Source organism: Streptomyces sp. NBC_01669, from assembly GCF_026339735.1.
GTDB lineage: Bacteria > Actinomycetota > Actinomycetes > Streptomycetales > Streptomycetaceae > Streptomyces > Streptomyces yanii.
The window spans coordinates 8,864,662-8,890,878 of record NZ_JAPEQG010000001.1 but is presented as its reverse complement, the minus strand read 5'-3'; the positions used below and the strand labels follow the sequence as shown (position 1 = coordinate 8,890,878).

Genomic DNA, 26,217 nt, shown 5'->3' with positions numbered 1-26,217 from the left:
AAGGCCGGGATTCCCCGCGAAGATCAGGGATGGAGGGAGACGACACCGGCTGCCGGCTGCTCCGCTTGTGAGCACGGACGATGCGGATGCAAGGGGGCCGCAGGCGATGGCGCTCGACTTCGCCGCGACGCCCCCGGAGCCGAAGAAGACCCTAAAGGTGATGAAATATGTCACAGGAGACAACGTTCAACGTTCAACTTGTTTGGGAGTAGCGTCGCTCCTGCCCCACCACCCCGGGGCACCGGCCAGGGCCCCCATCCATGGGGCCCAGGCACAGAACAAGGAGAAAGATCATGAATCACACCTTTGGACGTCGCGCCGCCACCACGGCCGTCGCTCTCGCCGCCGTAGTCGGCACCCTGCTGACGACGGGCGGCGCCGCCTCGGCAGCTCCGAACCCTGCGGCCGACCACGCCGCGCCGGCCTCCTCCCACGCCCTGACCGCCACGCCGTACGGCGACCACCATGGAGACCGAGACGGCCACCGCGATGGCTGGAGCGACCGCATTGGAAACGGCCACCGCTGGAGCGACCGAAACGACCACCGCGGCGACCGGCGCTGGGACGGTCACCGCCGCTGGGAGCGCGAGGGCTGGTACTGGTACAGCGACGACCACGGCCACCGTTACCGCTTCGACAACCACCGCTTCTACCAGTGGGAGCGCGGCACATGGGTCGTCGTGATCGGCAACGCGCACGGCTTCGACTACAGCATCTTCCGCTGACCAAGCGGACCACGGCGAGCGCCGAGTCCGGGCACCGATCCTGCCGCCCGGGCCCGGCGCCCCCGGCCCCAACACGTCGAACCATGACCAGTTGCGTAGAACACATGCTCCACATGGAGCTCGCGTCCCCCCTGGGTGAGCGGATCCTCGTGCCGACCCACCTGCTCTACAGATCGCAGGACCCGCTCGCCGTGCAGCTCCTCTTCCAGGACAGTCTCCAGGGCCCGATCCCGTGGGTCTTCGCACGCGACCTTCTCGCCGCAGGGACTCAGGCCCTCAGCGGGGAAGGCGACGTGCAGGTCTGGCCTGCCGAAACCGGCCCCGAGGCGCTCCTGCACCTTCTCCTGTCCTCCCCCCACGGGTCCGCCCACCTCACGGCCCCACTCGCTGCGGTCGAGCGGTGGCTGCGCCGCACATACCAGCTCGTGCCCGCCGACAGGGAAGTCGAGGCACTGGACCTCGAATCCCGCCTCGCCCAATTCCTGGACGGAGCGCCCTGAGCCGTCACGGGGTCCCTGGAGGCTCGCCTTCAACACACGCCTGAGCGTCTTGCCCGCCCGACGCCGACCGTGACGGGCCGGCGCGACGGCAGCGAAGACGGCGTACCCACGGGGCACCACGGGTGACCGTGGCCGACGTCACGAGGTCAAAACGGACAAACGATGCCATCATCAATGTCGTGCAAGATTCAACCATTCAGCTGGAGCGCACGCCGGTGGCGATGACAGAGCCGATACGTCGCCTCACCGGCCGGCTCCGCACCAAACGGGCCGACCACGTGGTGCACGGCGCCAAAACCCTCATCGCGGCACTGCTCACCTGGGGCATCGTGGCCCCTTGGTCCCCCGAGGGCCGGCCCTACATGGCGGTCGCCACGGCCCTGCTCATGGTCAACGCGTCCACGGTCTACCAGTCCGTGACCAAGGCGACACAAAGTGTGGTGGCGAGGGTTGCCGGGCTGATCCTCGCCCTCGCGACGGCCCGGCTGCTGGGACCGACCGCGGGCGCCGTAGCGGTCATCGCGGTCATCGCGGTCCTGGCAGGCCCCCGCCGCACTGCTGACGACCGTCTCCAGGTCGCCTCCACCGCAGTCATCGCACTGGCCGCCACCGCAACCGATCCCATGGGCAGTCTCGTATCCCCCGCGCTCCAAACGCTCACCGGCGCGGCCGTGGGCATCGCGGTGAACGCTCTCATCCTGCCTCCGCTCTACCTGAACGAGTCCGATTCCGCCGTACGCGACCTCGCCCGCTCCATGGGAACGCTGCTGCACGACATGGGTACCGGCCTCTCCCGGCGACAGCTCACCTCGAAGGCCCACAACTGGCTGCACCAGGCGCGCAACCTGGACAAACACCTCACTCGTGCAGAGGAACAGGTGCGGCAGGCCGACGAGAGCCTGCGATGGAACACGCGCTGCGTCGCGCATACGCGACGCAAGGAGGCGACCTTCAACGACACATTCACGGCCTTGCGCGGCGTGTCGATCCAGGTACGCGGAATCGCACGGACCCTGGCCGACAACGCACACGACAACCACGCCGATCACCACCTGGGGCACCAGTTCCTCGACCAGTACGCCGAAACCCTCCAGCTGGCCGGAGCCGCCGTCCAGGCATTCGTTGAATCGGGCCCGGCGACCGGCTCACCGGACACATCTCCCCGTGAACGCCTGCGCGGAGCGATCGACGGCGCGCTGACCTGGCACGACACCATGACCGACATGATCGGCCGGGGCACTCTCACCGAGCCGGGTGCCTGGCACGTTTACGGCTCACTCATGACCGACGTGGAAAGGCTGTTGGCCGACCTGGACCGCGCGGACACTCACTGACTGAGCGTTTCCACCCGGCCCACGCAACCTTCGACCCCGCCCGAGCTTTCAGGTCAGGGCCGAAAAGGCACTTGGTCGTCCACTGGAGCCGTAAGGGAACAGAGCATGCCCTCCGGTCGCAGTCGCCGTTGAACCAGCATGGCGACTTCGGAGGAGTGTGCGGTCAACCGGATTCGCACTTGGTGGTGTTGTGCTGCTGCGGTTCTTGAACGAGCGGCAGCGTCGGCCGGCGCCGGCAACCGGGGCAAGGCTGCCGGGGCGCGGCGACGTACAAACCGTTGCTTGTGCCGCTGGGGTGAGCGAGTACGGCGGCCGGGCTGGGGACGCAACCTCGGCGAGGAACCGATCCGTCGGGGTCATCCGTCCCGGCGGTCACGGCCGGTCGGCTGCTGAAGGGGAACGACTTCAGCCTCCAGGCCCAGCCAAGACCCTGGAGGGCCGGCAGCACCCGGACAGCAACAACCGGTTCCGGTCCATCAACGGGCAGGCCAAGCAGCACCAAGGCGACGGCGGGTCGGTCGTCAGCATCGGCGGGAAGAACAAGGAGCTGCTCTGCCAGCTGCCCAACCCCGGGGCGGCAGGCGACTGATGGGGGCTACCGGAAGTATTCCGCGGCAGTAATTTTTCGGGGCATGGTGTACCTCACCCCGCAGATAGTTCACTATTCAACCACTCCCGGGTACTGTCGTCAGTGCCTGATTAAAGGCAAGCTCTCCCGGCCTGTTGTGCAGGTCACGGGGTAAGCAAGGAGGAAAGATCATGGGTTTCAGGATTGCGCGACGCGCTGCTGTCGCGGCCGCTTCTGTGACGGTCGCAGCTGCCGGACTCCTCGCGACGGGTGGTCCCGCCTCGGCAGCGGCACTCCCGACCGATGGCCGGGTAGCCGTCGTTTCCCACCCCGTGCGGCTCCTCGACACTCATGACGAGGGCCGGGGCAGCGACGACGACAGCCGTGGACGCTGGGTCAGTGACCAGATCGAATGGATGCGGGACCACGACCGAGTCAGCTACCGGCTGAGCGACGACGACAGCCGTCGACACTGGGTCAGTGACCAGATCGAATGGATGCGGGACCACCATGGAGCTCACCACTGGGTCTCGGAGCACGAGGGGCGTTCATACCGCTGACGGCCACCGTTGGTTCCTGTGGAACACCACGGCTGAAGACTTCGATCACACGTGGCAATAGACGGCGCCGATGGCCGGGATGGCCGACATCTCTTGGACGCCGCAGGCCACGGCCTGGCACGGTGGGTTCCGTGGGATCTACCCCCGACGGCGAGGATGATCCTGTACACGTAAGGAGCGAGTCTTGTCATCTGCCGAACTGACCGACGTGGAACACCAGCACCTGGAGCGGGCCGTACAGCTGGCGGCCGAGGCACTGCAGGCCGGGGACGAGCCGTTCGGCTCCGTCCTGGTGAGTGCCGATGGCCAGATTCTCGCCGAAGACCGCAACCGCGTGCACAGTCTCGGCGACAGCACCCGGCATCCGGAGTTCGAACTGGCTCGCTGGGCCGCCGTACACCTCACGGCGCGCCAGCGGGCCGCGGCCACCGTCTTCACCTCCGGCGAGCACTGCCCCATGTGCTCGGCCACACACGGCTGGGTCGGCCTCGGCCGCATCGTCTATGCGCACTCCGCGGCCCAGTTGACGCAGTGGCTGACCGAGCTCGGCGTACCGTCATCACCGGTGCGTTCCCTGGCGGTCCAGGACGTAGTGCCCGGCCTTGTGGTCCAGGGCCCTGTCCCGGCTCTGACCGGCCGTCTGCAGGAAATGCACCGCACCTTCCACCTGCCGACCCGCTAAGGGCTGTCCGGACGATCATGTGACTGCGCTGCGACTGGGTCGCGGATGTGGCCATTAAGCGGGGTGATTTGGTGCCGCCTCGACACCCTGCTCGGCGAGGCGGGGGATGCAAGGACCCTGCCCAGGATTGGACGCTGCCCCGACAGCCGAGAGAAGCTCGGCTGTCCTTGGGCCCTTACCGCCGAACGTTGAGATCCGCCCCGGCGGATAACTGCAGGCCGGGGAGGATCTCAATCCCCCGTCACGTTTTCGCGGCCGCCTCATCGTCACCCGCACCCACCAGCTCACCACCCGCCGCATACAGCAACTCCTCAACCTGCGCCGACGTACCGGGATCCGTTTCACCCTGCTGTGGCACACCCGGCCCACCCACACCCTCACCCAATCCCTGGGGGCACAACACACCGCATCATCGAACAACCCGACGCCGCCGAGGGAGCCGCTCGTCCTGGCGGCCCCGGTGCCTTCGCATGCCGGGCCGTGTGATCACGGACCGTGCGCCCTGGCAGATCTACTGGCCGTGGAATGGCTGGACGATCCGCGCTGCTGCGCCGGCCACCATCCCGAGGCGGTCCGCACCACCACGTGAGCACGCCGCGGACGCTGGCCCCCGAACGACGGTTTCCCCGGTCCCCATCACCGCCGCCCCCCAGTGCCTGGCCTGCCTCCCAGGCTCCCAGGTGAACTCGTCCACCAGGCAAACAAGGGGATGACCTCCCAGATCTCCCCGCGAAGAACGGACATATCGGCCGGGCTGGCAGGTGCGGACCAACCGGGCGGGCCCTGACCGGATACCAAGCCGCGAGAGCGGTGGGCGGCACGGGCTCGTAGCACCGTCCGTCGCAGAAGAAGGTCCAGAGGACGTCGACACGGCGGCGGGCGAGGCGTCACCCATTCGGCCCGTAGTGATTGCCGTAGGGCGGAGTTGGAGGTGGGCTGTCAGTGCGCCTGGCGATAGTCGCGGGCGCCAAGAGAGCGGGGCACCCCCTGCCGAACATGCAAGGGCAGCCCCCCACCGACCCACATGAGACTTGGAGATCCCCATGCCTTACCGCAAGGGACAGCACGTGGAGTACCGGGACCAGCAGGACGAGCTTCAGCGGGGCGAGATCCGCAGCGCCGAGGGCAGCGGGGCGCAAGCTCGCTACGCCGTCCAGAACGAGGCGACCATGCGCGAAGACAAGGTCAGCGAGAGCCAGATCGAGCGGGCGCTGTAGTAACGCCCCTGCCGACACAGCCCGCCGTTGCACCGAACCAAAGTGCAACGGCGGGCTGCTGAATGTCCTGCGACAGTGGATGCAGCGGCGGTAGCCGGTAATCCGGGTCAGGCATAGTCGATGGCGGTGAATTCCACGAGCAGGTCATTCGCACGTCAGCCGCCCGTCCTTGCGCCGCGCTGCTCATCGCCAAGCCCGACCTCCCGGTCGGCAACGTCGATACCTTCGCCGACCGGGTCCTCTGCGCCGCCGCGCTCGGACATACCATCGCTCCGCTGCCGAGTTCCCCGGCTGACCGCAATCAGCAGTCGAGGACGAGCCTCGAGCAGCCGGGAGCAGCCCGCGAGACGCAGACGAACATCACATCGTTGGCCGCTCGCTCGTCGCTCGTCAGCAATACGTCGCGGTGGTCGATCGTGCCCGACAGGACGCCGGTCTCGCAGGTGCCGCAGGTACCTTCCCGGCAGGAGGAGAGGATCTCGATGCCGGCCTCCTCCATCACGTCGAGGATCGACTTGTCGGCCGGCACCTGCAGAACCTGTCCGGAGTCGGCCAGCTCGACCTCGAAACCCGCGGAGACGGCGTCCGGGTCGGCCTCGAGCGCCGTGCACCGTTCGGTCCGCAGCGTGCCGGGCGGCAGGGTCGCGCACGCGGTCTCCAGGGCGTCGAGGAGCGGCGCCGGTCCGCAGCAGTAGATCAGCCGCACCGGCCGGCAACGATCTGCCCCAGGTCGAGGAGTCCGGCCTCGTCCTGCGGGCGGACGACGACCCGGTCGCCGTAGCTCGCCACAAGGTCGTCCACGAAGGCCATCGAGCCCCGGGTGCGACCACCGTAGTAGAGCCGCCGATCGGTGCCGGCAGCATCGGCCGTGGCGAGCATCGGGAGGATCGGCGTGATCCCGATGCCGCCCGCCACGAAGACGTACGCCGACTCCGGCTCCAGCTCGAAGTGGTTGCGCGGACCGCGGACCTTGATCGGGTCGTCCTCGCCGAGCTTGTCGTGGACGTACGCCGACCCGCCGCGACTCGCCGGCTCGCGCAGCACGGCGACCTGCCAGCGGCTGCGGTCGGTCGGATCGCCACACAGCGAGTACTGCCGCACCAGCCCGTCATCGAGCAGCAGGTCGACGTGGGCACCGGCGGACCAGGCGGGCAGCTCGGCCCCGTCGGGGCTGCGCAGTTCGAGGAGCCGAACGTCCGCGGCAACCTCCGCGGCGGCCACGACGACCAGCTCCAGCTCGATCTCAGCGTTCACGCGCCCACCAACTCGGGCTCGGGGTCAGGGACGGCGGAGTCGGCCCGGCCGCCGCCGTGTGTGTCCGGGTGCGCCAGCAGCCACTCCCAGAGGCTGATGGGGTCGATGTCCTCGTGGCCGGCGCCGCACCAGCAATAGCCGACGAGCGCGTCGGTGTGGAGCTTCCACACCACCCGGTAGACGGTCCGCCCCTCGAGCATCTTGGTCGGCGCCGGCAGATCCGCGCGAACGGGGGCGGCGGGACCGGCCTGGTCAAGGCCGCTCATGGTGCGGTCACCGTCTTGGCTGCGGCCGTCCTCTCCTCACCCTGGGCAACCATCTTGGTAAGGATCCGCCGGGCGGCAAGGGCGCCGCTGTCGATGTTGATCGACAGCTCCTGGTAGTTCTCCTTCTCGCCCGCGACGACCTCTTCGAGCAGGTCGAGGGCGACGACGTCCTGCATGACCACCGCGTGGTTGTTGGTCGCGAGGAACTCGGTGACCTTCTCGTCGCCGAGCGCGAAGTCACGCGAGACCATCCAGGAGTCCAGGGTCTCGTGCTCGGTCGAGGGGGTGATGCCGTAGGTCACCTCGACATGGAAGGCCTGGTCGTCCGGACCCTACTCCGGTGGCAGGATGCCGACCGGCGCGATCCGGCTGTGCAGCAGGTAAAGGCACGGCGCGTGGTACTCGACGTCCTGCCAGCGGGTGATCCGGCCCTCGATGCCCGTGGACTTGTAGTAGAAGGGCGGGCACTCGGCGTCGTCCATGTGACGGCTCACGTAGACAACGTTGGCTTCTTCGTCGACCTCGGTCGAGGTGGGGATCGAGACCCCGAAGTCGCCGGCACCCGCGGAAGCAGCCCCGCGATCACGAATTCTGTGGTGCCGATGCCGAAGGCTCCGATGGCCAGGGCGAGGAGTGCGAGAGGCATGGTCTGTCACCTTCTCCGATGCGCGTGGGTGGGCGACTCAACTCATGCAGGCGCGCCTTGCACATAGAGGAGATACTTGCATACGCGCCATATATGCAATCGCAGGCAATTTCGGCCATGCCCTATCCTTGACTTCAGTCGCTCACACGGAGGCTTCAGACCACATGACCGCCACAGACCCGGCGCTCACCGCCCTGGCCCAGGGCTGGTGCGCGCTGTCCCTGCTGCACGGAAAGATCGAGGCGCACATCGAGCGCGCTCTGCAGGCCGAGCACGGACTGAGTGTGCGCGAGTACTCGCTGCTCGACGTGCTGAGCCGCCAGCACGACGGAGAGGGCGGTCACCTGCAGATGAAGCAGGTCGCCGACGCCGTCGTACTCAGCCAGAGCGCCACGACCCGCCTGGTCACCCGCCTCGAGGACCGGGGTCTGCTCATGCGCTACCTGTGCCCCACCGACCGGCGCGGCATCTACACGAACGTCACCACTGCGGGCATGAGGCTATTGGAAGAGGCACGGCCAACCAACGACGCGGCACTGCGCGAAGCGCTGGACGAGGCGAACACACGGCCGGAGCTGGCCCCGCTGGTGCAGGTCGTGGAATCCGGAACCGCACCCGCCTGACTGCCGGCCCGAGCGGTCCAGGCACGTCGCGCACCCCGGGCCCGCCCTTTCCTGGCGCAGCCTCGCGGCACACCCGCGGCCGACCCTGGACCGGGCCTGCCGCAGACGTAGGCAACCGAGCCGATCAGCGCCCTTCCACGGACAGCACGAGCTTGCCGCGCGTGTGCCCCTGGCTGCTCAGGCGCCAGGCTTCCGCCGCTTCGTCGAGCGGGAGCACCTTCTCGACATGCACACCCAGCTTCCCCCTGTCGGCCAGGTCGGCGAGGACGGAAAGGTCCACCGGGTCGGGACGGACCCATACATAGTGTCCGCCCTTCGCGGCCGCCTCGGGGTCAGCGATGGACGCGAGCCGCTCCGGCCGCCCGAGAAGGTGCAGCGATGCGTCCACGGTGTCTGCACCGACGAAGTCGAGGGCCGCGTCGACTCCCCCGGGCGCCAACCGCGCCACGCGGTCGACGAGCCCAGCGCCGTAGGCCACGGGCTCCGCGCCCAGTTGTCGTACGTAGTCATGATTGCGCGCACTCGCCGTGCCGATCACGCGTGCGCCGAGCGCCACGGCGATCTGGACGCCGAGCGACCCGACGCCGCCTGCGGCCGCGTGCACCAGGACGGTGTCACCGGCGCGGACACCGACCCTCTTGATCGCCTGATATGCCGTCAGGCCCGCGAGGGGCACACCCGCGGCCTGTTCCCAGGTAAGCGCGGCGGGCTTGAGAGCCAGCATGCGCACGTGTGCGGAAACCAGTTCGGCGTAGGCACCGAACTGGACGGCGTCCTTGCGGATGTAGCCGAAGACCTCGTCGCCGGGCGCGAACTCCTCGACGTCGAAGCCGACCCGCTCGACCACTCCGGCCACGTCCCAGCCGGGGACGAGGGGGAAGTGCGTCTCCATGAGCGCGTCGAGGCGCCCTTCGGCGAGCTTCCAGTCGACCGGGTTGACCCCTGCGGCCTTAACCCGGACCAGCACCTCGCCGGGGGCAACCTTCGGGTCCGGGAGATCGGTCAGCCGCAGCGTCTCCGGTCCGCCGTATCCGTTGAGGGTGATCGCCTTCATGCGGCAGCCCCCACCGGCACGCGGACCGCCTCGAAGGCGCGCACCAAGGATTCCAGCCGGGGGTCTTCGGCCGTCTCCTGGAGGGCTTCGCGCAGCGCCGTCTCGTTGGTCGGGCGGGCCTCTTCGAGGAGCTTGAGGCCGGCGTCGGAGACGTTCGTGTAGATGCCGCGCCGGTCGGTGGGGCACAGGTAGCGCATGAGCAGACCCCGGTCCTCGAGGCGGGTGACCAGGCGGGTCGTGGCGCTCTGGCTGAGTACGACGGCGTCGGCGACCTGCTTCATCTGCAGGTGACCGCCCTCTCCGTCGTGCTGGCGGCTCAGCACGTCGAGCAGCGAGTACTCGCGCACACTCAGTCCGTGCTCGGCCTGCAGGACGCGCTCCAGGTGCGCCTCGATCCTGTCATGCAGCAGGGACAGCGCGCGCCAGCCGTGAGCCAGGGCGGTGAGCGCGGGGGCGGTTGCGGTCATCGGGGCCTCCTTCGTCGGGCCATCCCCTTCATGGTTGCACACGAAGGCAAATTCATTCCAACTTTTACCGCGTTTGCACTTATCAAGCGTCTGCAACTATTGTGTTAGGGCGTAAGCGCCTCACGCAATCACCTGGAAGGTAGCTCCCCATGCCTCTCGCGCTCCTGGCCCTGGCCATCGGGGCCTTCGGGATCGGCACCACCGAATTCGTGATCATGGGCGTGCTGCCCCAGGTCGCGGGCGACTTCGGCGTCACCATCCCCACCGCCGGCTGGCTGGTCTCCGGCTACGCCCTCGGCGTCGTCATCGGTGCGCCGCTGCTGACCGTGCTGGGCGCCAAGGTGTCCCGCAAGAAGATGCTGATGTTCCTGATGGCCCTGTTCGTCATCGGCAACAGCCTCTCCGCCCTCGCCCCGAGCTTCGGCCTCATGCTCGTCGGCCGGGTCGTCGCCTCCCTCGCGCACGGCGCGTTCTTCGGCATCGGCTCCGTGGTCGCCGCCGACCTGGTGGCGCCCGAGAAGAAGGCCTCGGCCATCTCCCTGATGTTCATGGGCCTGACCGTGGCCAACATCGTCGGCGTCCCCGGCGGCACCTCCATCGGCCAGGCCGCGGGCTGGCGCGTCACGTTCCTCATCGTCGCCGCGCTCGGTGTCATCGGCTTCCTGGGCGTCGCCAAGCTGGTGCCCGAGATGGGCCGGCCCAAGACGCAGGACGTGCGCAGCGAGTTCGCGGCGTTCAAGAACGTCCAGGTGTGGCTCGCCATGGCGATGACGGTCCTGGGCTACGGCGGCGTGTTCGCCGCGATCACCTACATCACCCCGATGATGACCGAGGTCGCCGGCTACACCGAGGGCGCCGTGACCTGGCTGCTCGTCCTGTTCGGCATCGGAATGTTCCTGGGCAACCTGCTCGGCGGCAAGTTCGCCGACCGCAAGCTCATGCCGATGCTCTTCACCTCTCTGGCGGGCCTCAGCGCAGCCCTGCTCCTGTTCACCGCGACCGCGCACAACAAGGTGCCGGCCGCGATCACCCTCTCGCTGATCGGCGCGCTCGGCTTCGCGACCGTGCCGCCGCTGCAGAAGTGGGTCCTCGACCAGGCCTCGGCCGCCCCGACCCTGGCCTCCGCCGCCAACATCGGCGCCTTCAACCTCGGCAACGCCCTCGCGGCCTGGCTCGGCGGCATCGTGATCGCCGCGGGCCTGGGCTACACCTCCCCCAACTGGGTCGGCGCCCTGCTCTCCGGCACCGCGCTGCTCCTCGCCTTCGTCGCCGCCTACCTCGACCGCCGAACCCGGACCGCCGGACGCGTCGTCGCCGGGACCACGGTGAACGAAAAGGCTCCGGCGGCTATCCGGAACTGACCGGGCCGCCCCACACCAAATCCACTCCCCCTGTGAAGGACCCCTCATGAGCACCACCGCCATCGTCCCGCTGACCACCGACGAGGCCGAAACCCTCGTGACCGCCGCCCGCACCGCCGCCGAAGCAGCCGGAGTCACCGTCAGCGTCACCATCCTCGACGCCGGCGGCCACCTCCTCGTCTTCCGCCGCGACGACCGCGCCGTCCTCATCTCCGGCGAGACCAGCACCCGCAAGGCCTATACCGCCCTCCAGCTCAACGCCCCCACCGCCGACCTCGTCGACCTCGTCAAGCCCGACGGCCCCTTCCACAGCCTCCCCACCGCCCTCGACCAGCCCCTCCTCTTCATCGCCGGCGGCCTCCCCCTCCACCGCGACGGCCGCCTCATCGGCGCCATCGGCGTCGGCGGCGGCACCCCCGAACAGGACCACGGGTTCGCCCAGGCCGCCATCAAGGAGCTGTCCTGATGTCTGCCACGCGCACGCCGCGGGAGGTCTTCGCCGACCACGGCACCCGCCTCGGCACCGGTGATCTCGACCTGCTCAGCCGGAACTACACCGAGGACGCCGTCTTCGTCACCCCCGACGGCGTCCTGACCGGGCGCGCCGGAGTCCGGGAGGGCATCGGCCGACTGCTCGCCGACCTCCCCGACGCCGACTGGCGGCTGACTCCGCAGTTCGCCGGGAACGTGCTGTTCCTGCAGTGGACCGCCACCACCGCCACCCACGAGGTCACCGACGGCGTCGACACGTTCGTCTTCCGGGACGGACTCATCAGCGCCCAGACCGTCCGCTACACCCTCTCCACCCGTACTGCTCACACCGCCTGAAGGAAAACACGCACGCCATGGCACCGTCCGTCATCCCCACCGTCACCCTCAACAACGGCGTCGAGATCCCCCAGCTCGGCTTCGGCGTCTTCCAAGTCCCCGACGCCGAGACCACCGCAGCGGTCAGCGCCGCCCTGGAGGCCGGCTACCGCAGCATCGACACCGCCGCGATCTACGGGAACGAGGCCGGCGTCGGCCGCGCCCTCGCCAACTCCGGGATCGCCCGCGAGGACCTGTTCATCACCACGAAACTGTGGAACGCCGACCAGGGCTACGACGCCACGCTCAAGGCCTTCGACGCCAGCCTGGCCAAGCTGGGCCTGGACCACGTCGACCTGTACCTGATCCACTGGCCGACCCCGGCCCGCGACCTGTACCGCAAGTCCTGGACGGCCATCGAGAAGCTCGTCGCCGAGGGCCGGATCCGCACCGCGGGCGTGTCCAACTTCCAGCCCGCGCACCTCGAGCGGCTCCTCGCCGACACCGAGCTGGTCCCGGCGGTCAACCAGATCGAGCTGCACCCCGGCCTGCAGCAGAACCAGCTGCGCGCCGCCCACGCCCGGCTCGGCATCGCCACCGAGGCGTGGAGCCCGCTGGCGCAGGGCGCCGTCCTCAAGGACGACGCCATCACCACCATCGCCGCCCGGCACGGCAAGTCGCCCGCCCAGGTCGTCCTGCGCTGGCACCTCCAGCTCGGCAACATCGTCATCCCCAAGTCCGTGACGCCCGCCCGCATCCGCGAAAACCTCGACGTCTTCGACTTCACCCTCACCGACGACGAGATGACCGCCATCGCCGCCCTCGACCGCGACCTGCGCACGGGCCCGCACCCCGACCAGCTCAACTGACACTTCCGACCGGCCCGGGCGGGGCGACGCACCGCGCCGTCCCGCCGGGTTGCTCCGGCTCGCGCGGGCGTGGATGGCAGGTCCCGCCCGCGCGAGCCCCCACTTCCGGCCGTGCGTCGCGTCCTGGCGCCGTCACCGGTCGCCCCACCCCACCTCCCCTGCATCGTTGCGATGCTGAAAGGTGTCCCCGGTTATGTCCTCCACTCCTACTGCCCTGGACCGGCTCGTGAGCCCCACGGGCCTGCCGACTCTTGGTCTCGAACTGCCCCTCGACAACGACTGGGGCGCGACCCGGCTGCGTGCCGACCGGGCCGCGGGCCGCCCCTTCGGCGTCCCGGACCTGACCCGTCATGCCGAACTCGCCCGCTTGGCCGACGAGTTGGGCTTCACCGGGCTATGGGTGCGGGACGTCCCCCTCTACGATCCCGAGCAGTTCGGCGACGCCGGCTCCGTCTTCGAGACGTTCACGCACCTCGGGCACCTCGCGGCCGTGACCGAGCGGGCCGTGCTCGGTACCGCCGCCGTCGTGCTGCCGCTGCGCCATCCGCTGCTGGTCGCCAAGGCCGCGGCCACCGTCGACGTGCTCTCCGGCGGCCGGTCCGTCCTCGGCCTCGCGAGCGGGGACCGGCCCGTCGAGTACCCGCTGTTCGGGGAGGACTTCCAGAGCCGCGGTGCCGCGTTCCGCCGGGGCGTGGAGATCCTGCACGCCGCGTGGGCCCGGCACACCGACGGCGCGGGCATGGACCTGCCCGAGCTCGGTCTGGGCGCCGACCGCCATCTGGAGGTCCTGCCCAAGCCGACGGGCCCGTCCGTGCCCCTCGCCATCGCCGGGCACGCCCAGCAGTCCGCCGAGTGGATCTCGCAGAACGCGGACGCATCCCTCAACTACCCACGTCCGCTGGGGGCCTTGCGCCTCAAGACGCGGGAGTGGCAGGAGCTGACCGCCGGCACACCCAAGCCGTACCTCACGCCCATGCAGCTGGACCTCACCGAGGATCCGTCCACCGCGGCGAGCCCGATCCGGCTCGGTCTGCGCACCGGCCACCGGGCCCTGATCGACCATCTGCGGGCGATGGGCGAACTCGGCGTCGCCCACGTCTCGTTCAACCTCCGCCCCGGCGACCGCCCCGTGGAGGAGGTCCTCCACGAGCTCGCCGAGACGGTCCTGCCGCACTTCCCCTCTCCCAGCACGGCGACCGGGACCGGTGCAGTCGGCATTGTCGCTTCCTGAACACCGGAGGCACACCGGCTCCGCATATGTCCACAGGTCTGCTCCTTCAAGCTTGGCGTGACATGACTGAGGACAAGCATTCGCCGAAGTGCGGGGTGCCGCGCTCCTGCCGGCGGCGCTGTTGTCGGCAGGACCTCTGGAGAGGGTTCATCGCTGCAGCCCCGCGAAGCGCGCCGGTCGAAGGTGCGGGAGTTCGGTGCGGCCGATCAGGTGTCGCGGGCGGAAATCCGCCAGGAGGTCCTCGGGGTTGCCACGGTGAGGCCATCGGCAGGCAGCGTCAGCAGGAGGAAACCGACCAGCACGCAGCCCTCGTAGGCGAAGGCGGACCACCCTGACCGGTAGCCGATCCCGACGTGGGCGATGAGTACTCCGGCGCCAAAGGTGGATCCGCGCCCGTAAAAGTCCGGGCATAACCGTGGCAGTGCACAGGCAGGGCGGAACGCTGGGAAGACCCGGCGAGGAGGCGAGCCCGTGCTGATCAGCCGGACGGGGCCTAGGAGTTCGAAGTGGGCTGAACGGTCTGTTCGAAGTAGAACGCGACGGGGTCCGGGCGCTGATGTCCCACCTTGCCTCGGCGAGTCTGCCGTCGGTCAGCCAGGTCAATCGGCGCAGCCGGATCACTGCCTGGCCCTCCGGCACGCCGAGCCGAACTGCGGTCGCCGCGTCCAGTGCGATCAGGTCGATGTAGATGCGGGACTTGGCCGCCGGGACGCCTGTCCGGGCGAAGTAGTCCGACCTGCGGCACCGCGCCGAGCAGCGGCCGGACATCGGGTCCCACCGAGTGGAACCCGATGCGGGTCTCCACATGTGTGACGTCTGCCGGTTCGGGGGCGACCGACAGTGCTTCACGCCCGGCAGCCGCAGGTGCCTGATCTGGCCGCGCTGCGGCGCGATGCGCACCTTGACGCAGATCGGTTCGAGCAGGTGCGGCGACCAGGCACCGGCCGCCGCGATCACGGCGTCCGCGCCGACGAACTCATCGTCGACCCGCACGCTGCGGACCGCGCTGCCGACGGCGATCGCGGCCGTGCCCTCGATGATCCGCGCGCCGGCCGGACTGCGGCACGGCACATCGACGGAACCAGCAAGCCATGCGAGCGGTGGCGGATATCTCCGGCATGCACCCGACGCCCGAGAGTGGCGCCCGACCGGCCCCGCAGCCGTCCACTCCTCTTGACCGGCCTCCCAGCCACTGGGGGCCGCCGTGCCGCACCGTCCTGGATCGCGGACGGCGCAACCGCTTCCCGGCCGGATCGACCGCCGCCACCTACGCCCACAGCAGAGGCACCATCACCAAGTGAGGCCACCTCTTGCATTTACCCGCGTATGCAAGTATTGTCTATGCATGTAAGGCGCGCTTGCATTTACATGCGGCGCTCACCCGGTGGGCCACCCCTTCCCCCGGTGCCCCGGCCCCGTCAGCGGAGCCGCCGCACTCGCGGGCGTCCACCCTTCCCCCCGCAAAGGCACCATCATGTCGCTCAAGGAAATCCTTCCCGGCTCCCTCGGCTTCGGCACCGCCCCGCTCGGCAACATGTTCCGCGCGATCCCCGACGAGGAGGCCGCCGCCACCGTCGAGGCGGCCTGGGACCAGGGCATCCGTTACTACGACACCGCTCCGTTCTACGGGGCCGGCCTCGCCGAGGAGCGTCTGGGCGAGGTGCTCTCGACCAAGCCCCGCGATTCCTACGTCCTGTCGACCAAGGTCGGCCGCGTCATCCTCGACGAACACGAGACCGCGGCCCGCGACCTCGGTGAGAAGGGTGGCCTGTTCGAGCACGGCAACCCGAACAAGATGCTCCACGTGTGGACCGCCGAGGCGACCGAGCGCTCCATCGAGGACAGCCTCAAGCGCCTCGGCACCGACCGCCTCGACATCGTCTGGGTCCACGACATCGCCCAGGACTTCCACGGCGACCTGTGGCTGCAGAAGTTCGAGGAGGCCCGCACCGGCGCCTTCCGCGTGCTGTCCCGGCTGCGCGACGAGGGCGTGATCAAGGCCTGGGGCCTGGGCGTCAACCGCACCGAACCCATCGAACTGACCCTCGCACTCGACGAGCCGCGACCCGACGGCTTCCTCCTCGCCGGCCGCTACACCCTCCTCGACCACGACCACGCCCTCCAGCGCCTGCTGCCCATGGCCCAGGAACAGGGCGTCGACATGGTCGCCGGCGGCCCCTACAGCTCCGGCATCCTCGCCGGCGGCACCCACTTCGAGTACCAGCAGGCCCCGCCGCAGATCATCGAGCGCGTCGGGAAGCTCAAGGCCCTCGCCGAGCGGCACGGCATCAGCATCAAGGCCGCCGCCCTCCAGTTCTCCCTCGCCCACCCGGCGGCCGCCGCCGTCATCCCCGGCGCCACCCGCCCCAGCCGCATCGCCGAGGACACCGCCGCCCTGAACGAGAACATCCCCACCGCGTTCTGGACCGACCTCCGCGCCAGCGGCCTGGTCAGCCCTGCCGCCCCGCTCCCGAACAACGCCTGACCCCCACCCACACCAGGAGAACGACCATGGCATCCGCCTCCGTCAGCCGCGTAGTCCCGGCCCCGCCGCAGCAGGTCTGGAACCTCATCGGCGGCTTCGACGCCCTCCCCGACTGGCTCCCTTACATCCCCGAGAGCACCGCGCTCGAGGGCGGCCGCGTCCGCCGGCTGACCAACCCGGACGGCGAAGTGATCACCGAGCGGCTGGTCGACTTCAACGAGACCGAGCGCCACTACAGCTACGCCATCCTCGAAGCGCCCTTCCCCGTCACCGGCTACGTCTCCACCCTCCGCGTCCACACGGTCCCCGGCCGCGACGACATCGCCGAGGTCCAGTGGTCCGGCCGTTTCGCCCCCAACGGCGTAAGCGACACCGAGGCAGAAGACCTCTTCGCCGGCATCTACCGCGACGGCCTCGAAGCCCTGCACAAGGCACTCTCCGCCTGACACGACAGCCGTGACACGGCCAAACCGCGCAGCCCGGACATGTATCTCGCGTGCCCGGGCTGCGGTTCCCCCGGACCACAGCCTCGCCCTCCGCCGAGGGAGCGGCAGGGGCCGCGTGCGCAACGTCAGTGGTGCAGCGGTCAGGACGCCTCATGACGTCCGTCCCTTACCGCGGGGACACGGGCGTCACGCGTAGTTACGCAGTTCGGGCCAGATCGCGCCCCAGGGGCGGCGTGGGCCGGTGCAGACGTAGACGTGGCCGCCCCATTCGATGTTGTGCACGCCGCCTGGGTTGGAGAGGGTGGCGGCCACGCGGACGTGCCGGAAGTAGCGGCGCAGGTGGGCGGCGTACCCGGGGGCGTAGTCGGGGCCAGGGGCGACGGCCACCACGGTTGTGGCGTGCGGGTTGCCGGGGCCCCACCACCAGTCGGTGTTCTGGGCGCCCGCGGCGGTGGGCAGTCCGGCGCTGCGGCCCAGTTCGTTGATGGCGCCGGCCTCGCTGTAGTCCGCCGCGAAGATCACCGCGTTCGCGCGCTGCCCGGGCGGGAGCCCGGTCCATACCTGCCGCACGGTGCCGACCAGTTGGGGCCAGCCCAGGGTCTCTCCCGATATCGGGCTGGCGCCGTACGTCCAAGCCACGTCGGAGGGCGGCAGCACCGGCAGCACGATCACAGCGGACAGCGCGGCCGAGACGGCGGTTCCGATCATCAGGCCGCGTAGCCGTTCCGGGCGGGAGTGCAGCCACCCGTCGAGTCCCACCGCGCCGGCCGCCAGTAGGCACACGTACAACCCGCCCAGGTAGTAGACCTGCGCTCCGGTCGTCACGGCGAACAGTACGAACAGCACGGCGTATGCGGTCACCAGGCACCGCCACAGCGGCCGGCCGGATCGCCACAGGAACCGCAGGCCCGCCATCCACAGCACCGTCATCGCCAGACAGGACATGCCGAGCTGCCCCACGATCCAGGTGAGGATGTTCCCCGCGCCTCCGTGCTCCCCGTTCAGCGCCCGCGTCATCGCGAACATGGCCCAGCCGTGCCGCGCCTGCCACCACAGGTCGGGCAGCACGAGCAGCACGGCGATCATCACGCCCGCAAGCAGGCGGCGATCAACTACGGTCCGGCGGGCCGAGCAGCGCCGCGGCCAGCAGGACGGTCCCGAAGATAGCCGCGAGGTGGTTGAATTCCGAGCCGAGGCCGACCAGCGCTCCCGCGGCAAGCCACCACCGCGTGTCGCCGGTGCGGCCGATCCGCACGACCACGAGCGCGATCGCCGCCCACGCCAGCACTTCGTACGACGTCGTATTGGCGACGTGCCCGCTGCCCAGCAGCACGGGCATGGTGCCCGTCGCGATCGCCGCAAGCAACTGCGCCCGCCGCGTGCCGCCGAACTCCCGCGCGGTCAGCCCGACCACGACCACCGTGCCCGCCGCGGCCAGCGCGGCCCACAGCCGCAGGCCCGCCGCCGAGACCCCGAACAGCGACAGCGAGACCCGGGCCAGCGCCGGCTGGTCCACATAACTCGTCTGGAGGTGCCGGGCGGAGTCGAGGAAGTACAGCTCGTCGCGGTGGAAGCCGTAGCGCGGAAACAGCGCCATCAGCACGGCCAGGACCACCCCCGCGACGGCGAACACCCACCGGTCCAGCGGTGCGATCCGCCCGCCGTCCTCCCCGGCCTCGTGCGCACGTCCCACGCTCGCCGCGTCCGCCATCCCCGCCACCCACGGTCCTCGGCCCCTCGGTCTCGTCGTCCGCGCGGCCGGGGCGGCCCGGCCGGGTAATGATGAGCCTCCCCGCGCCGCGCAGGGCGGAGACGGTGGCATCTGTTATTGTCTGACAGCTCGTCAGAATGGAGCCGCAGGAAACCGCGTATTTACTGCGGCGGCGGGGCGAGGCCAGGCCGGTTGCGATAGGTGCCGACCAGTCCGCGGTCGAGGTAGCCATCGACGGCACCTACCTGATGACCGCCTCGGCCGAGACAAAACCCGCTTCATCGTCCGCCATGAGCGCCCGCACCCCGGCGCCCAGCTGTCCCTGTTCGACTGGACCAGGGCATGCGCCAGCCGGTCTTCCTGACCGACGCCCCCTACGACGAGGGCTCCCTGCAGCATCTGGAGTTCCGGCATCACGCACCTACTCCGTCGTCACCAGCCTCGACCGCACGGTCCCGCTGATCGAGGAACGTCTCCACGCCGCCGGTCTGAGTGCGCGCTGCGCCTCCGTGCGCGCCAGCGGTCTTGCCGTGCTGGATCTGGAACGGGACGAGAAGGCCGCAGTCGAAGCCATCGTCGAAGAGTCCGCCCGAGCCGTGGAGGACGACCGGGCGGAAGTGATCTGCCTGGGATGCGGCGGCATGTCCGGCCTCACCGAACGCGTCGTCGAGCGTACGGGGGTGCCCGTCGTCGACGGCGTGAGTGCCGCAGTGACGATCGCCGAGTCCCTCGTACGCCTCGGCCTGACCACGTCGAAGGTGCGCACCTACGCGGCACCCCGGCCCAAGAAGATCGTCAACTGGCCCCCGCAGGCGCGCTGAAGCGGGTCGCGCACGACAGGCGACCGGTGCCCGGCCCGGGCGGACGACCCATGAAGACACAATCAACCGCGAAAGAGGAGGGGCATCCGTTGCCCGACGTACAGCTCGTACTGCGCTCGACACGCGTCATCACCCCCGAGGGGACGCGTCGCGCGTCGATCGCCGTCTCCGGCGGGACGATCGCCGCGGTGCTGCGGTACGACGCCGAGGTACCGGCCGGTGCCCGTCTGAAGGACGTCGGCGACGACGTCGTACTCCCCGGGATCGTCGACACCCACGTGCATGTGAACGACCCCGGGCGCACCGAGTGGGAGGGCTTCTGGACCGCCACCCGCGCGGCCGCGGCCGGTGGCATCACGACCCTCGTCGACATGCCGCTCAACTCCCTCCCGCCGACCACCAGGGTGGAGCACCTGCGCGTCAAGCAGGAGACCGCCCGCACCAAAGCGCACATCGACGTCGGCTTCTGGGGCGGCGCGCTGCCCGACAACGTCACGGACCTCCGGCCCCTGCACGACGCCGGCGTCTTCGGCTTCAAGTGCTTCCTGTCGCCCTCCGGCGTGGACGAGTTCCCCGAGCTGGACCAGGAGCAGCTCGCGAACTCCCTCGCCGAGATCGCTGGCTTCGGCGGCCTGATGATCGTGCACACCGAGGATCCGCACCACCTGGCCGCGGCCCCGCAGAAGAGCGGGGGGGAAGTACGTCGACTTCCTCGCCTCCCGGCCGCGCGACGCCGAGAACACCGCGATCGAGAACCTGATCACCCAGGCCCGGCAACTGAAGGCCCGTGTGCATGTGCTGCACCTGTCGTCCTCGTACGCTCTGCCGCTGATCGCCGCTGCCAAGGCCGAGGAAGTCGGGATCACGGTCGAATCCTGTCCGCACTTCCTCACCCTGACGGCCGAGGAAGTCCCGGACGGCGCCACCGAGTTCAAGTGCTGCCCGCCGATTCGTGAGGCCGCCAACCAGGACGCCCTGTGGGAGGGGCTCGCCGACGGGACGATCGACTGCATCGTCTCCGACCACTCACCTTCGACCGCGGAACTCAAGAGCCCCGACTTCGCCTCCGCCTGGGGCGGTATCTCCTCCCTCCAGCTCGGCCTGCCCGCCATCTGGACCGAGGCGCGCCGCCGTGGCCGCAGCCTTGAGGACGTCGTCCGCTGGATGTCGACCGCACCCGCACGGCTCGCGGGCCTGGACAGGAAGGGCGCGATCGAGGCTGGCCGGGACGCCGACTTCGCGGTCCTCGACCCCGACGCGACCTTCACCGTCGACCCGGCCGAGCTGGAGCACCGCAACCGGGTCACCGCCTACGCCGGCAAGACGCTGCACGGTGTCGTCACCTCCACCTGGCTGCGCGGAGAGCGCATAGCCGACCGCGGCACTCTCGCCGAGCCCACCGGACGCCTGCTCGACAGGAACGGCTGAGGCCGGGGCCGGCGTGGTCGCCGGCAGGTGAGCGGGCACTGCGGCCTCCGACGGACGCGTCGGGGGCCGCAGTGCGCATGGTGCCGAGCAGTCGTGTGTTCGTGTGTGGCAGAGCGCACGGCACCGTCGGTCCGCAGCACCAAGCCGTCACCTGGCTGCTGGAACGCTACGGCTCCCCGGCTGCCCTGCGGAAAGCCGGCCGCCGCAAACTCGTCGAGCTGATCCGCCCCAAGGCCCCGCGCATGGCCACCCGGCTCATCGACGACGTCTTCGACGCTCTCGACGAACAGACCGTCGTCGTTCCGGGCACCGGCACCCTAGACGTGGTCATCCCATCCCTGGCCCGCTCACTCGCGGCCGTCCACGAACAACGTCGGGCCCTGGAAGCCCAGATCAGCGAACTGCTGGAGGTACGCGCGAGCCGGCGTGGGGGCGCATCGCGGGCGTGAACTCCGGCAGCAGCATGGCGATGTGGCGACCGCGGCCTATGTGACCGTGAGCCTGCTCAGCTTGTCTTGGTGGCGAAGGGACCGCCACCGCCGAACGCGAGCCGCGCGAAGTTCTCGCCGATGCGGCGGTGTCCTGCGGGATCAGGGTGGACCTCGTCGGGCAGCGGGAATTCGGCGTAATCCTTCTCGCCGTACAGGTCGCGGCCGTCGAGGTAGTACAGGTTCGGGTCTTCGGCCGCCCGCTGTTCGACGATCCGGGCAAGTTCGTGGCGGATGACGTTGAGCGTCAGGCGCCCGGCGGCGCGTTCGGCCGGATCGCCCGTGGCCTTGAACCGCAAGGTGCCGCCGTCGAAGTCGGGCGCGAGAGGGCCCGGGGTGTCCTCCTGGACCGGGCACAGGATGGAGGACACGACCAGCAGCGGCGTCGTCGGATGCCCCTCGCGGATGGTGTCGAGGAAGCCATGCACCGCAGGGGTGAAGGCGCGCAGGCGCATCACGTCGGAGTTGACGACATTGATGCCGACCTTGACGCTGATCAGGTCCGCGGGGGTGTCCCGCATCGCGCGGGCGGTGAACGGGTCCAGCAGCGCGCTGCCGCCGAACCCCAGGTTGACCAGCTCCACTCCGCCCTGGGCGGCTGCCAGCGCCGGCCAGATGGCGGTCGGATGGGCGGCGTTCGAGCCGTGGCTGATGGAACTGCCGTGGTGCAGCCACACCCTGCGCCCGCTGTCCGACGCCGGCTCGATGGGGGCGTCGGTGCGCAGGGCGATCAACTCGGTGCTCTCCGTATGCGGAAGCCAGATCTCGACATCCTTGTCACCCGCCGCCAGATCGGTGAACCGGGCGGTGCCGGCAGGCCCCTCCGACAGCTCGGAGGACTGGGTGAACATGTCGGTAATCATGCGCACGTTACCGCCGGCCACCGTGGCCTGGGCAGCGAGACGGCCGTCGACCAGTAGGTCGTACACGCCGTCCGCCGGGGCCGGGAAACCTCGGTAGACCCGCTTGGTGGGCAGCGTGTCCAAGTCGATCGTGGTGGCCCGGGTACGGAAGACCAACCGCACACCGGAGGGCTGGGCCTCGGCCACGGCCAGTTGGTTGTCAGGGATCTGCCGGCGCGCCCTGGCGGGCAGCCGATGCGGCAGCAGACCGTGCGCGGTCGCTTCCACGTCGAGGTGACCGCGCAGCATATCCGCGGTGACAGGTGTGGTGATCGTGTAGTGCTCAGTGTTCATTGCCTCAGCCTGTTGATCAATATTTCCGAAAATGTTCAGATGCGCCGGTGCGTGGCGCAGCGGACTGCCTCCGGCGGTGCGGGGGGCTGCTGGTCAGGGTGTGGCCCGGTTCCGTAGCAGAGCATCGAGGGAATCCACGATCCAGGCCCAGGATTCCTGCGCGTCGGGGACGCTGTGCTCGAAGCCTCCGGCCAACTCCAGGCTGACGTAGCCGTGGAAGACGCTGCCCAGCATCCGGACCGCGTGCGTCTGGTCCGGCTCCGTCAGGTCGTAGCCGCGCAGGATCGCCCGCGTCATCTGCGCGTGCCGCGCCCCGGCGCTGACGGCCGCCGTCTCGGGATCGAGCCGGAAGCGGGCGGCTGCGTAGCGACCGGGGTGCTCCCGGGCGTAGTCGCGGTAGGCATCCGCGAAGGCAGCCAGGGCGTCCTTGCCGGCACGCCCGGCCAGGGCATCGGCGACCCGGTCGGCGAGTTCCTCCAGGGCGAACAGGGCGATCCTGGTCTTGAGGTCCTGGGAGTTCTTCAGGTGCGAGTACAGACTCGCGACTTTGACGTCGAACCGCCGGGCGAGCGCCGAGACGGTCACCTGGTCGAAGCCGACCTCGTCGGCCAGTTCCGCTCCCGCCCGGGTCAGACGCTCCGTGGTCAGTCCTGCTCGAACCATAACCTTCCTCCTATCCAGCGACAACTATTATGCATTTGCCTAATAGCTTTAGGCAAATTAGCGTGTCGTTTATGAAGCCGCTGACTGAGCAAGAGATCCGTACCGCGTTCGTGAACTGCACCAAGGGCGAGGCGAAGCGCCTGTCCGTCCCCCGCGACCTGGCCGAGCGGCCCTGGGACGACCTGGACTTCCTTGGCTGGAGGGACCCCCAGGCCCCCGACCGGGCCTACCTCGCCACCGAGCTGGACGGCCGCCCGGTAGCGCTCGCCTTGCGCTGCCCGAGCCCCGCCTCCTGGCAGATGCGGCGCAGTATGTGCTCGATGTGCATCACCACCCACACCGGAGGCGTCTCGCTCATGGTCGCCGCGAAAGCCGGCAAGGCCGGGCAGCAGGGCAACTCCGTGGGCGCCTACATATGCAGCGACCTCGCCTGCTCGCTGTACGTACGGGGCAAGAAGGACGCGGGCATCGGTGCACGGCTCCACGAGTCACTCACCCTGGAGGAGAAGATCCAGCGGACCGTCGTGAACCTCGCCGCGTTCATCGCCAGGGTCACCGATTGACTTCCTCCCCCTCCTGAAGGACTCCGTTGGGAAATGCGTAAACCGGGCTCGTCGGCTTGCTGAGCTTGACATGATCGTTCTGTTCGTCGGAGCGAGAGGTGGGGCTGGGTGTCGCTGGAGTCTCGGGACGACCGTGGGGTGCCGGAGCTGACTGCTCGGGTCGTGCGGGCATCGTTCCCGAAGGGGACACTGGCTGTCCGCGTGCGTGAAGTGCTGGGCCCGCTGTTCGAAGACGATTCCTTCGCTGAGGCGTTTTCGTCACGGGGTCGTCCGGCGGTGTCGCCGGGGGCGCTGGCGCTTGTGTCGGTGCTGCAATACGCAGAGGGGCTGACTGACAGGCAGGCCGCTGACCAGGTGCGGGCCCGCATGGACTGGAAGTTCCTCCTTGGTCTGGAGCTGGACGATTCGGGGTTCGACTTCTCCGTGCTGAGCGACTTCCGCGCCCGGCTGATCGAGCACGGCCTGGAGGAAAAGGTCCTGGACCTGATCCTGGAGCGGATCTCTGACCTCGGGCTGCTGCGTTCCGGGGGGCGTCAGCGCACCGACTCCACCCATGTTCTCGCGGCCGTGCGGACGTTGAACCGGATGGAGTTCGTCGGCGAGACCCTGCGCGCGGCGCTGGAAGCCCTGGCCGCCGCCGCCCCGGCATGGCTGTTGCCGCTGGTCACCGCCGACTGGGCCAAACGCTACGGCGCCCGGATCGACTCCTACCGCTTTCCCAAGGGCGACAACGTCCGCGCCGAGTGGGCCGGGCAGGTCGGCAGGGACGGCCTCACCATCCTGGAGGCCGTCTACGCACCCCAGGCTCCCGCGTGGTTACGGGAAGTCCCCGCTGTCCAGGTCCTGCGCCGGGCCTGGGTGGAGCAGTACCACCGCGACGGCGAGGAGGTGCGCTGGCGGGAGGGCAAAGACCTCCCGCCGGGCAGACGCCGGCTCGCCTCGCCCTACGACCCCGACGCCCGCTACGCGACCAAGCGCGGATCGGGCTGGTGCGGCTACAAGACCCACCTCAGCGAGACCTGCGAACCCCACGCCCCGCACCTGATCACCCATGTCGTCACCACGGACGCCACCGTCGCCGACACCGAGGTCACCGCAGCAGTCCACCAGGGCCTGGCCGCACGTGAACTGCTACCCGATGAGCACGACGTCGATGCCGGCTACGTCACCGCCGCCCACATCGTGGCCGCGCGCGACGCACATGGGATCGAGCTGCTGGGGCCGGTCGGGCTGGATACATGCCACGAGAACTACGAGGGTGAGCACTTCACGCAGAGCGCGTTCACGATCGACTGGGAAGCCAAGAACGCCGTCTGTCCCCAGGGCAAGATCAGTGCCAGCTGGTCCGACCAGCGCAAGAGCAGCGGCACTCCCGTCTCACGGGTGCACTTCACCGCCCAAGACTGCGCGGCCTGCCCGGTGCAGGACAAGTGCACCAAGGCGGCGAACGGCAAGTGGGGCCGAAGCCTGACCCTGCTGCCCCAAGACCAGCAGGCAGCACTGGAAGACCGACGCCGCGAACAGCTCACCGACCAGTGGCAGCAGCGCTACAACATCCGCGCCGGAGTGGAGGGCACCATCTCCCAGGCAATCCGGCGCACCCGCATCCGCCGGACCCGCTACACGGGCCTGCCCAAAACCCACCTCGGACACATCTTCGCCGCCACCGCCATCAACATCATCAGACTCGACGCCTGGCTCAGCGAAACACCCCTCGGCCAAACCCGCACCTCACACCTCGCCCGACTCCAACTCGCCGCCTGACGACAAGATCACACCCGCCGGTTTACGCATTTCCCAACGGAGTCCTGAAGGAGGGGGATTCCTACGGCTCGCGCTGTAGGGTTTCCTGCTTCATTGCCGACTGCCCGCCCGGAGTTCTCCGTTGAGGTCTTACACCGGCTCCACAGGCGTTCACGGCCAGCCCGGCCGCGAGGATGTTGCGTGCCGCGTTCACGTCGCGGTCGTGAGTCGTGCCGCAGTCGCATGTCCAAGTACGGACATGCAGCGGCATCTCCCGCTGAAGGCTGCCGCAGGCGGAGCACAGCCTGGAGGAAGGAAAGAAGCGGTCGACTGCGATCACGTCCCGCCCGTACCACTGGGACTTGTACTCCAGCATGCTCCGGAACTGCGACCATGCGGCATCGCTTACGGAATCACCCGTTGGACAGCCCCCACGTGGTAGCGCGAGGTCAGAATTGTCGATCACGACCACTGACGAGCTGGCGCGGAGGCCTCCGGGACCGGCGGGG

General features: G+C 69.4%; 27 protein-coding genes and 6 pseudogenes. 21 read left to right on the top strand and 12 right to left on the bottom strand.

The window, feature by feature from the left end:
- The first annotated feature begins 293 nt into the window (after positions 1–293).
- The 7 genes and pseudogenes from OG972_RS39870 (at position 294) to OG972_RS39840 (ending at position 5,586) form a co-directional block, all read left to right on the top strand.
- Positions 294–725 (top strand): hypothetical protein, encoded by a 432-nt coding sequence (locus OG972_RS39870; RefSeq protein ID WP_266989906.1) that lies wholly within the window; start codon positions 294–296, stop codon positions 723–725.
- A 113-nt stretch (positions 726–838) separates the two neighbouring features.
- Positions 839–1,225 carry an SsgA family sporulation/cell division regulator gene (locus OG972_RS39865; RefSeq protein ID WP_266989904.1) on the top strand — a complete coding sequence of 129 codons (387 nt, stop codon included), beginning with the start codon at positions 839–841 and terminating at the stop codon, positions 1,223–1,225.
- A gap of 179 nt (positions 1,226–1,404) precedes the next feature.
- The gene (locus OG972_RS39860; protein ID WP_266989902.1) at positions 1,405–2,559 is read left to right on the top strand and encodes an aromatic acid exporter family protein; all 1,155 of its coding nucleotides are present in this window, start codon (positions 1,405–1,407) and stop codon (positions 2,557–2,559) included.
- 157 nt (positions 2,560–2,716) lie between these two features.
- Positions 2,717–3,133, top strand: a pseudogene (locus OG972_RS39855) (ISAzo13 family transposase); the annotation flags it as partial.
- 185 nt (positions 3,134–3,318) lie between these two features.
- The gene (locus tag OG972_RS39850) at positions 3,319–3,687 is read left to right on the top strand and encodes a hypothetical protein (RefSeq protein WP_266989900.1); all 369 of its coding nucleotides are present in this window, start codon (positions 3,319–3,321) and stop codon (positions 3,685–3,687) included.
- Positions 3,688–3,871: 184 nt separating this feature from the next.
- The gene (locus OG972_RS39845) at positions 3,872–4,369 is read left to right on the top strand and encodes a nucleoside deaminase (protein ID WP_266989898.1); all 498 of its coding nucleotides are present in this window, start codon (positions 3,872–3,874) and stop codon (positions 4,367–4,369) included.
- Between the two features lie 1,043 nt (positions 4,370–5,412).
- A complete protein-coding gene (locus OG972_RS39840) occupies positions 5,413–5,586 on the top strand; it encodes a hypothetical protein (RefSeq protein ID WP_266989896.1) in 174 nt (57 codons plus the stop codon).
- 301 nt (positions 5,587–5,887) lie between these two features.
- On the opposite strand, the gene OG972_RS49395 is transcribed toward OG972_RS39840, so the two are convergent.
- The 4 genes and pseudogenes from OG972_RS49395 to OG972_RS39825 all read right to left on the bottom strand — a co-directional run.
- Positions 5,888–6,292, bottom strand: coding sequence for a 2Fe-2S iron-sulfur cluster-binding protein (locus OG972_RS49395; RefSeq protein WP_323135936.1), 405 nt, complete (start codon positions 6,290–6,292; stop codon positions 5,888–5,890).
- Positions 6,283–6,840: a ferredoxin reductase gene (locus tag OG972_RS49390; protein ID WP_323135935.1), complete on the bottom strand. Its 558-nt coding sequence runs from the start codon at positions 6,838–6,840 to the stop codon at positions 6,283–6,285. The genes OG972_RS49395 and OG972_RS49390 overlap by 10 nt, the downstream gene beginning before the upstream one ends.
- Positions 6,837–7,106 (bottom strand): hypothetical protein, encoded by a 270-nt coding sequence (locus OG972_RS39830; protein WP_323135934.1) that lies wholly within the window; start codon positions 7,104–7,106, stop codon positions 6,837–6,839. The genes OG972_RS49390 and OG972_RS39830 overlap by 4 nt, the downstream gene beginning before the upstream one ends.
- Positions 7,103–7,636, bottom strand: a pseudogene (locus OG972_RS39825) (aromatic ring-hydroxylating dioxygenase subunit alpha); the annotation flags it as partial. The pseudogene OG972_RS39825 and the gene OG972_RS39830, both read right to left, overlap by 4 nt.
- 280 nt (positions 7,637–7,916) lie before the next feature.
- Here OG972_RS39825 and OG972_RS39820 point away from each other — a divergent pair.
- Positions 7,917–8,375 carry a MarR family winged helix-turn-helix transcriptional regulator gene (locus OG972_RS39820; protein ID WP_266989894.1) on the top strand — a complete coding sequence of 153 codons (459 nt, stop codon included), beginning with the start codon at positions 7,917–7,919 and terminating at the stop codon, positions 8,373–8,375.
- Between the two features lie 124 nt (positions 8,376–8,499).
- Here OG972_RS39820 and OG972_RS39815 read toward each other — a convergent pair whose 3' ends face one another.
- Both OG972_RS39815 and OG972_RS39810 read right to left on the bottom strand, forming a co-directional pair.
- On the bottom strand, positions 8,500–9,429 hold the full coding sequence (locus tag OG972_RS39815) for an NADP-dependent oxidoreductase (protein ID WP_266989892.1): 930 nt from the start codon (positions 9,427–9,429) through the stop codon (positions 8,500–8,502).
- The gene (locus tag OG972_RS39810; RefSeq protein ID WP_266989890.1) at positions 9,426–9,896 is read right to left on the bottom strand and encodes a MarR family winged helix-turn-helix transcriptional regulator; all 471 of its coding nucleotides are present in this window, start codon (positions 9,894–9,896) and stop codon (positions 9,426–9,428) included. Before OG972_RS39810 ends, OG972_RS39815 begins: the two co-directional genes overlap by 4 nt.
- Positions 9,897–10,045: 149 nt before the next feature.
- Here OG972_RS39810 and OG972_RS39805 point away from each other — a divergent pair, with 149 nt between their 5' ends.
- The 5 genes from OG972_RS39805 (at position 10,046) to OG972_RS39785 (ending at position 14,164) form a co-directional block, all read left to right on the top strand.
- The gene (locus OG972_RS39805; protein ID WP_266989888.1) at positions 10,046–11,257 is read left to right on the top strand and encodes an MFS transporter; all 1,212 of its coding nucleotides are present in this window, start codon (positions 10,046–10,048) and stop codon (positions 11,255–11,257) included.
- A gap of 46 nt (positions 11,258–11,303) precedes the next feature.
- On the top strand, positions 11,304–11,723 hold the full coding sequence (locus OG972_RS39800; protein WP_266989886.1) for a heme-binding protein: 420 nt from the start codon (positions 11,304–11,306) through the stop codon (positions 11,721–11,723).
- Positions 11,723–12,085 carry a nuclear transport factor 2 family protein gene (locus OG972_RS39795; protein ID WP_266989884.1) on the top strand — a complete coding sequence of 121 codons (363 nt, stop codon included), beginning with the start codon at positions 11,723–11,725 and terminating at the stop codon, positions 12,083–12,085. The genes OG972_RS39800 and OG972_RS39795 overlap by 1 nt, the downstream gene beginning before the upstream one ends.
- 17 nt (positions 12,086–12,102) lie before the next feature.
- Positions 12,103–12,933 (top strand): aldo/keto reductase, encoded by an 831-nt coding sequence (locus OG972_RS39790; RefSeq protein WP_266989882.1) that lies wholly within the window; start codon positions 12,103–12,105, stop codon positions 12,931–12,933.
- 193 nt (positions 12,934–13,126) lie between these two features.
- Positions 13,127–14,164, top strand: a complete 1,038-nt coding sequence (locus OG972_RS39785; RefSeq protein ID WP_266989880.1) for a TIGR03571 family LLM class oxidoreductase — start codon at positions 13,127–13,129, stop codon at positions 14,162–14,164.
- A gap of 147 nt (positions 14,165–14,311) precedes the next feature.
- Here the strand turns inward: OG972_RS39785 and OG972_RS49385 are convergent, their stop codons facing one another.
- Positions 14,312–15,157: a UTRA domain-containing protein gene (locus tag OG972_RS49385; RefSeq protein ID WP_323135969.1), complete on the bottom strand. Its 846-nt coding sequence runs from the start codon at positions 15,155–15,157 to the stop codon at positions 14,312–14,314.
- Between OG972_RS49385 and OG972_RS39780 the strand changes: the two genes are divergently transcribed.
- The 3 genes from OG972_RS39780 (at position 15,057) to OG972_RS39770 (ending at position 17,095) form a co-directional block, all read left to right on the top strand.
- Positions 15,057–15,341: a hypothetical protein gene (locus OG972_RS39780; RefSeq protein ID WP_266989878.1), complete on the top strand. Its 285-nt coding sequence runs from the start codon at positions 15,057–15,059 to the stop codon at positions 15,339–15,341. The genes OG972_RS49385 and OG972_RS39780 overlap by 101 nt on opposite strands.
- Before the next feature lie 297 nt (positions 15,342–15,638).
- Positions 15,639–16,649, top strand: a complete 1,011-nt coding sequence (locus OG972_RS39775; RefSeq protein WP_266989876.1) for an aldo/keto reductase — start codon at positions 15,639–15,641, stop codon at positions 16,647–16,649.
- 26 nt (positions 16,650–16,675) lie between these two features.
- A complete protein-coding gene (locus tag OG972_RS39770) occupies positions 16,676–17,095 on the top strand; it encodes an SRPBCC family protein (protein WP_266989874.1) in 420 nt (139 codons plus the stop codon).
- Positions 17,096–17,281: 186 nt separating this feature from the next.
- Here the strand turns inward: OG972_RS39770 and OG972_RS39765 are convergent, their stop codons facing one another.
- Together OG972_RS39765 and OG972_RS39760 are read right to left on the bottom strand one after the other, a co-directional pair.
- Positions 17,282–18,184: a hypothetical protein gene (locus tag OG972_RS39765; protein WP_266989872.1), complete on the bottom strand. Its 903-nt coding sequence runs from the start codon at positions 18,182–18,184 to the stop codon at positions 17,282–17,284.
- A 19-nt stretch (positions 18,185–18,203) separates the two neighbouring features.
- Positions 18,204–18,806 (bottom strand): glycosyltransferase family 39 protein, encoded by a 603-nt coding sequence (locus OG972_RS39760; RefSeq protein ID WP_266991015.1) that lies wholly within the window; start codon positions 18,804–18,806, stop codon positions 18,204–18,206.
- Between the two features lie 422 nt (positions 18,807–19,228).
- Here OG972_RS39760 and OG972_RS39755 point away from each other — a divergent pair.
- From OG972_RS39755 to OG972_RS39745, 3 pseudogenes are all read left to right on the top strand, one after another.
- Positions 19,229–19,627, top strand: a pseudogene (locus OG972_RS39755) (aspartate/glutamate racemase family protein); the annotation flags it as partial.
- A 50-nt stretch (positions 19,628–19,677) separates the two neighbouring features.
- Positions 19,678–21,055: pseudogene (gene allB / locus OG972_RS39750) on the top strand (allantoinase AllB).
- Between the two features lie 125 nt (positions 21,056–21,180).
- Positions 21,181–21,465 (top strand): annotated as a pseudogene (locus OG972_RS39745) (IS110 family transposase); the annotation flags it as partial.
- Positions 21,466–21,560: 95 nt separating this feature from the next.
- Here the strand turns inward: OG972_RS39745 and OG972_RS39740 are convergent.
- Both OG972_RS39740 and OG972_RS39735 read right to left on the bottom strand, forming a co-directional pair.
- The gene (locus tag OG972_RS39740) at positions 21,561–22,739 is read right to left on the bottom strand and encodes a GDSL-type esterase/lipase family protein (RefSeq protein ID WP_266989870.1); all 1,179 of its coding nucleotides are present in this window, start codon (positions 22,737–22,739) and stop codon (positions 21,561–21,563) included.
- A 93-nt stretch (positions 22,740–22,832) separates the two neighbouring features.
- The gene (locus tag OG972_RS39735) at positions 22,833–23,402 is read right to left on the bottom strand and encodes a TetR/AcrR family transcriptional regulator (protein WP_266989868.1); all 570 of its coding nucleotides are present in this window, start codon (positions 23,400–23,402) and stop codon (positions 22,833–22,835) included.
- Positions 23,403–23,473: 71 nt separating this feature from the next.
- Between OG972_RS39735 and OG972_RS39730 the strand changes: the two genes are divergently transcribed.
- Positions 23,474–23,965 carry an FBP domain-containing protein gene (locus tag OG972_RS39730; RefSeq protein ID WP_266989866.1) on the top strand — a complete coding sequence of 164 codons (492 nt, stop codon included), beginning with the start codon at positions 23,474–23,476 and terminating at the stop codon, positions 23,963–23,965.
- A gap of 108 nt (positions 23,966–24,073) precedes the next feature.
- Positions 24,074–25,729, top strand: coding sequence for an IS1182 family transposase (locus tag OG972_RS39725; RefSeq protein ID WP_266989864.1), 1,656 nt, complete (start codon positions 24,074–24,076; stop codon positions 25,727–25,729).
- Between the two features lie 61 nt (positions 25,730–25,790).
- Here OG972_RS39725 and OG972_RS39720 read toward each other — a convergent pair.
- Positions 25,791–26,120, bottom strand: a pseudogene (locus OG972_RS39720) (zinc ribbon domain-containing protein); the annotation flags it as partial.
- Between the last annotated feature and the right edge of the window lie 97 nt (positions 26,121–26,217).